The organism is Thalassospira profundimaris, assembly GCF_003326755.1.
GTDB classification, from domain to species: Bacteria; Pseudomonadota; Alphaproteobacteria; order Rhodospirillales; family Thalassospiraceae; genus Thalassospira; species Thalassospira profundimaris_B.
Genome location: NZ_JPWH01000008.1, coordinates 210691 through 216780, shown reverse-complemented (window position 1 = coordinate 216780; position 6090 = coordinate 210691). Strand labels below are relative to the sequence as shown.

The 6090-nt window shown below is 54.4% G+C and carries 5 protein-coding genes, 1 other RNA gene and 1 pseudogene; 1 reads left to right on the top strand and 6 read right to left on the bottom strand.

Annotated features, from left to right (window positions below; translation table 11 throughout):
• A pseudogene (locus TH25_RS11720) lies at positions 1–379 on the top strand (methyl-accepting chemotaxis protein); the annotation flags it as partial.
• Between the two features lie 115 nt (positions 380–494).
• On the opposite strand, the gene TH25_RS11715 reads toward TH25_RS11720, so the two are convergent.
• The 6 genes from TH25_RS11715 to ssrS all read right to left on the bottom strand — a co-directional run bounded on the left by TH25_RS11715 (position 495) and on the right by ssrS (position 6070).
• The gene (locus TH25_RS11715) at positions 495–986 is read right to left on the bottom strand and encodes a copper chaperone PCu(A)C (RefSeq protein WP_181847573.1); all 492 of its coding nucleotides are present in this window, start codon (positions 984–986) and stop codon (positions 495–497) included.
• 34 nt (positions 987–1020) lie between these two features.
• Positions 1021–1740 carry a cytochrome c oxidase assembly protein gene (locus TH25_RS11710; RefSeq protein WP_114088615.1) on the bottom strand — a complete coding sequence of 240 codons (720 nt, stop codon included), beginning with the start codon at positions 1738–1740 and terminating at the stop codon, positions 1021–1023.
• 302 nt (positions 1741–2042) lie between these two features.
• Complete coding sequence (locus TH25_RS11705) at positions 2043–3395, bottom strand: Nramp family divalent metal transporter (protein WP_114088591.1); 1353 nt, start codon at positions 3393–3395, stop codon at positions 2043–2045.
• Positions 3396–3702: 307 nt separating this feature from the next.
• On the bottom strand, positions 3703–4623 hold the full coding sequence (locus TH25_RS11700; RefSeq protein WP_114088590.1) for an AraC family transcriptional regulator: 921 nt from the start codon (positions 4621–4623) through the stop codon (positions 3703–3705).
• A gap of 333 nt (positions 4624–4956) precedes the next feature.
• A complete protein-coding gene (locus TH25_RS11695; RefSeq protein WP_114088589.1) occupies positions 4957–5772 on the bottom strand; it encodes a TIGR00282 family metallophosphoesterase in 816 nt (271 codons plus the stop codon).
• 137 nt (positions 5773–5909) lie between these two features.
• Positions 5910–6070, bottom strand: a non-coding RNA gene (gene ssrS / locus TH25_RS11690) — 6S RNA.
• Between the last annotated feature and the right edge of the window lie 20 nt (positions 6071–6090).

The window sequence follows — 6090 nt, the reverse complement described above, 5'->3', positions numbered from 1 at the left end:
AAAGGCCACCGATGAAATTGCCGGGCAGATTTCCGGCATTCAGAAATCGACCGGAGAATCGGTTTCGGCCATCGAAATGATTGGCACCATCATTGAAAGCATCAATGAAATTGCCACCACCATTTCGGCTGCCGTCGAGGAACAGGGGGCTGCCACCAACGAAATCACCCGCAATGTTCGCAATGCAGCCGAACGGACCCGGATGGTTTCCACCTCGATCAGCGATGTTGCCGACGAGACCGGCAAAACTGGCGAATTGTCCGGTGAAGTGCTGCAGACGTCGCAAGATGCGGCACAGAAAATTCAGGTTCTCAACAGCCGTATCAACGCGATCCTGGACGATCTGCGCAACAAGGCCCATGACCGCGCAGCTTCATAATATAAACATATGATATGAAAAAAGGCCCGCCACCTTCCTGGTCGCGGGCCTTTTTTGTACAGAACGAAACGGTCGTAAGCCTGCTTCTTCCACATCGGGGTAAAGCGATTTGCCTTTAATGACCGCTTTCCTTTTCAATAACGATCTTGATGGTTTTGTGCCCCGCCTCGCCAAAGTCCAGTGTCAGATCAAAAGACCCGCCCTCTTCCAACGGTTTTTTCAACCCCGACAGCCAGATATGTTCACGCCATGCGGCGAGGCCGACCGGCTTGTTGGGCGGCAATGTGATATGATCCACCCAGCTTTCCACACCGTCTTTTTCCGTGCGGAACCGCACCTTTTCGGCGATGTCGGTACTCGCCCCTTCCAGGGTCACGGCCTTGGTCCCGGCATTGAGGAACGGGCCATAAACCGCCGCGCCCTTGGCATCCTGTGCCGCGGGTGGTGCCCAAAAATGACCAATCATAAGCGTGCCCAGCATATAGCTGTGCGCCGCCGCCTGTGGCGGCAAAAGGCCCGTACCCCCGCCACTGATCACCGCCCCCGCGCCAAAGGCAACGGCCACCGTCATCAGGCATCGACGCAAACCAGTCTTCCCAGGTTTCATAACGCTCCCCTGTTCTGTGTTCCCGGATCCAGGCCTAGTGACGGCGGACGTCATTTTCCAGATCAATCTTTTCGGATTTGGACAATTCATCCTCCTTCTGGTCTGATCCGGCCTTCAATTCGCGGGCATCGGCAATTTCCTGATCGGTCAGGTCCGATTGCCGGTAAAAAGTGTAAGACAGCGTAATGTCTTTTACCTCGGCCGTGTTCGGATCTTTGTGGATCTGGTCGTCAACATATAACACCAGCGGCATACGTGCGCTTTCGCCAGGTGCCAGCTTTTCATTGGTAAAGCAGAAACACTCGATCTTGAAAAAATACTGGGCCGATTTATAGGGGGTTACGTTAAAAACGGCACGGGCGACAATCGTCTCGTCCGAATTGTTTTTGGCGTAATAATAGGTTTTTACCGGCTCGCCCAGTTTGGCTGTTACCTTGCGTTCTTCGGGGTAAAATTCCCACGGCAGGCCACGCGCCACATTGGCATCAAAATACACCTCGACCATATCACCGGCATTGGCGACGGTATTTGTCGCATCAGCCCCCTGCCCGGATGACGAGGCTGCATTATCAGCCGTTTTATTGGGTACCGATATTTGCCGAACCGTGCCGCCCACACCGGTAACGGCACAAAACATGCGATACAGCGTGGGGGAATAAATCACTAAACCCACCATCACGGCAAAGGCACACCCCATCCCAATCAGAGTGCGCCGCTTGCCTTTTTTCGTTCGGTCTTCGGGGCGGTCAGTCATGGCAACATCTTTTGTTGTGGTGACGATCGAAACGTTCCTGGCACCCTGCCCGGTCATCCAAAACGGTCATGATCCCGTGGCAGGAACAAACATTAAAATGCTGATGGTACTATAGCCATCCCGGCCCGCGACGTAATTGCGAATTATTAATCATCACCAGAAAATCGCGGCCAGGGCGAAAATTGGTACCGCGCCCCTGCCCTGCATTCAAGCCCGGACATATAAAAAGGCCGGGAAGCGCCCTCACATTGATGTGAAGTTCTTCCCGGCCTTCGCAGACCCGACAAAAACATTTCAGCCGGTCAAACCGCACCCATCGAAATATCGTAAAGCAGCTTCACATTCAGCGCGATGATGATCAGGGCGATAATGGCGGAAATAAATGTCAGCCAGCGCGGGGCGCACAATTCCTTCATTTTCTGGCGCGATGCGGTAAACATCACCAGCGGCACCACGGCAAAAGGCAACTGAAAACTCAGCACCACCTGCGAAAGAATCAGCAGCTTTGCCGTTTCCGCCTGACCATAAATCACCGTGACGGCAATGGCGGGAATAATCGCCACCACCCGGGTAATCAAACGACGCAGCCAGGACGGGATCGTCATTTTGATGAACCCCTCCATCACGATCTGCCCGGCCATTGTTGCGGTGACAGTTGAGCTTAATCCGCAGCACAAAAGCGCAACCCCAAACAGGATCGGCGCAATTGACGCCCCCAGCAGCGGGGCCAGAAGTTCGTGCGCGATCCCGATGTCATCAACATTGGTCTGGCCCGAGACATGAAAGGTTGCCGCCGCCAGAATAAGAATGGACGCGTTGATCACCAGGGCAAATGTCAGGGCCACGGTCGAATCGAGGGTAGCAAAGCGCAATGCCTCGCGCTTGCCCTTCAGCGTACGGTCATAATCGCGCGTCTGGACAATGCCCGAATGCAAATACAGGTTATGGGGCATCACGGTGGCGCCGATAATCCCCAACGCCAGATACAGCATATGCTGATTGGTCAAAACATCGGTTGTCGGGGCAAAACCGGTAATAACGCCGTACCAGTCCGGATCGGCCATTGCGATCTGGATGGCGAAACACAGCGAAATAACCCCGAGCAGGGCGATAATAAAGCCTTCCACCCAGCGAAAACCGCGACTTTGCAACCACAAGATCACCAACACATCGGCCGCGGTAATGAGAACCCCCAACTCCAGGGGAATGTTAAACAGCAAGTTCAACGCAATGGCCGTGCCAATCACTTCGGCCAGATCGGTCGCACAAATCGCCAGTTCGGCAAACAGCCACAACGGCCAGGACATCCAGGCCGGAAAGGCATCACGGCAGGCCTGGGCCAGGTCACGCCCGGTGGCAATGGCAAGGCGCGCACACAGCGATTGCAAAATCACCGCCATGATATTGGACAACAGGGCGATACACAAAAGCGCATAGCCAAACTGCGATCCACCCGCCAGCGACGTCGCCCAGTTACCCGGGTCCATATAACCCACCGCGACCAGATAGCCCGGCCCGGCGAATGTCAGAAATTTGCGAAAAAATCCCGCATCCGGGGATACCGCAATCGAGCGAAACACCTCGACCAGCGACGGCTGCTCCACTTCATAGCGCCAGTCTCCCGGTTTGCGTTTTATTTCACCCGTATCAGACATGCACCTGCTCCACCGACGGTCGCCCGCCTGTATTTATAATAATTCAAGTTTTGAAAAAGATTGCGACCAGCACGCAAAGGCCGGACGCAAATCCTGACATGTCCCTAATTGTTGTGCGGACTTTAAAAGTTAGTCAAGGCTAAATTTATGCCGTAAGCCCAATTTGCGTCTTCCCGACATCCCCAAAACAAACAAAACGGCAAAAGTTCCCTTCCGGATAAACTTTTGCCCCTGTTGTGGCGGACAAAAAAGCAAATGTGCTGGTCTTACAGGCCATAACGGCGCGGAACCCTTGTTTCAAAGATGTTCAGGCAAGCTCGATCATCCCCGACGCGGCCGAGAGTCGCAATTGTTCGACATCGCGCCGGGGGGGTGCCCCAAACAGGCGGCGATATTCACGGGAAAATTGCGACGGGCTGTCATATCCGACATGATAACCGGCACTTGCCGCATCCATCGCACGGGCCAAAATCAGGGTCCGCGCTTCCTGAAGGCGCAACTGTTTTTGATATTGCAGCGGGCTCATGGATGTTACCGCCTTGAAATGCTGATGCAGGGCCGATGCGCTCATATTCGCCTCGCGGGCCAAAATATCGACACTGAAAGGTTCGCGAAAATGCGTTTTGATCCAGTCAATCGCGCGCGAAACCTGGTTGAGTTTACTATCGGCCATCGCCAGTTGTTGCAGGCGCAACCCCTGTGGCCCATTCAAAAGACGATAAAGGATTTCGCGTTCGATAAGTGGGGCGATTATGGGAATATCCTGCGGCGTTTCCAGTAATTCCAGCAGCCGCACGGCCGCGTTGATCATCGCGTCATCCGCATCACTAACCTGAATGGCGGCCCCAAGCTGGCGGGACGAGGACAACGTTTTGTGTTCATGCGCAGCCATCAGGATTTCAGCCATGATTTTGGTATTGAGCGCCAGCCGCAGGCACAAATAAGGGCTTTCGGCACTGGCAACCGTAATCTGCCCCATAACCGGCACATCCAGCGAGACGGTCAAATACTGGCCAGGACGATAGACATACACCTCGTCGCCCATCATGACCCTTTTTTCACCACTGGCGAGAATACAGACCGACGGCTGGTAAATCACATTCGCCGGTTCCGTCAGTTTGTCCGCCCGCAACAACGTGACGCCGGAAATTGCGGTTTCACAGCGCCTCTCGCTGGTGCAGTTTTGTTTAATCAGTTGTGCAAATTTATCCAGTCCTGCAAGCGCCATTGCATGTCCCCTTATTCATCCGAATGCCCGAAATCGCCGACATTTGGCCAATATCCTGAAAACGAGACATAGGGTGTGATTGCACAAAACAACAGGGCAATTTCACCGGTTTGCAGGATTGTGCAATCTTTGTGGAGGACTGGGCTATCTCCCCCAGGCGGGCCTGCTTTATGTTCCTTTCAGTCCGGTAAACAACCGTGACGGCATCAAAGTTCTTCCCCCCGACCCCGCGATGTTGTCATGGCTGAGAACGGCAAAACGGGCTGATGCGATATCACATCAGCCCGTTCCATTTTGCTTTGCTACCGGATTATCCCGACATACTTTCTGAATTCAGGCGTTCGGCCAGCTTCCGCGCAATCGCCCGCCAATGCGCACCGGCTCTATCCGTTTGGCAAGGCCAGTGGCATCATCGGTTTCCACATAGACCCCGCACACCGTGGCGGGGCCTTCGGCCGGTTCAAAACGGCCTGAGGGCATTTTGGTCAGGAATTTTGCCACCGAATTTTCCTGTTTCATGCCGATCACGGAATTAAAATCGCCGCACATGCCCACATCGGTCTGATAGGCCGTGCCCTTGGGCAAAATCTGGGCATCTGCGGTTGGCACATGGGTGTGCGTGCCCAAAACCAGCGACGCCCGGCCATCACAATGATGCCCGAACGCCATTTTTTCCGATGTGGTTTCGGCATGAAAATCAATCAGGACCGCATCAACATTTTTACCCAGCCGGTATTTGCCAAACAATTTGTTGGCCCCCTGAAACGGGCAGGAAAGCGGGTCCATATACAAACGGCCCATCATATTGATGACGGCAACCTTTTTGCCCGACTTTGCGGTAAAAACACAATCCCCCTGCCCTGGCGTGCCATCGGGGAAGTTCCACGGGCGCAGCAGCGTTTTGTCTTCGTCGATATAGGTGATGATTTCGCGCTGATCCCAGACATGGTTGCCCGTTGTCAGCACATCGGCCCCGGCAGCATAAAATTCGCGGCAAATTTTTGCTGTAACGCCAAACCCGTGCGCGGCATTTTCCACATTTACCACCGCCACATCCACCATCAGGCGATCACGCAACATCGGCAGGGCCTCCAGCGCGGCCTTGCGCCCGGATTGCCCCAAAACATCGCCCAAATGTAAAAGCCGCATTACAAATTCCGTTATTGTCTGTTTGCCGCATGACCAAACGCGACGATACCTACCACCCCACGGGGCAGGTCATCCCCCCGAAACAACAGCATATCATGTACTGCTAAAAACAAAGGCCCGCTTTCCGGTAAAGGAAAGCGGGAGCCACCACTGCCGTTGGCTATATGGTAATTCCTCGTGACCTGCAGGTGCAGGTGGGCGCCGTATAACGAGACCACGGTCCCGCCAGGGACAGCTCCCTAGAGAAATGAGCATCGGCCCCGGGAATTAGCGAGCCTGACGCACAGGGCAGCCCCCTTGACGGACCCACCCTTGATC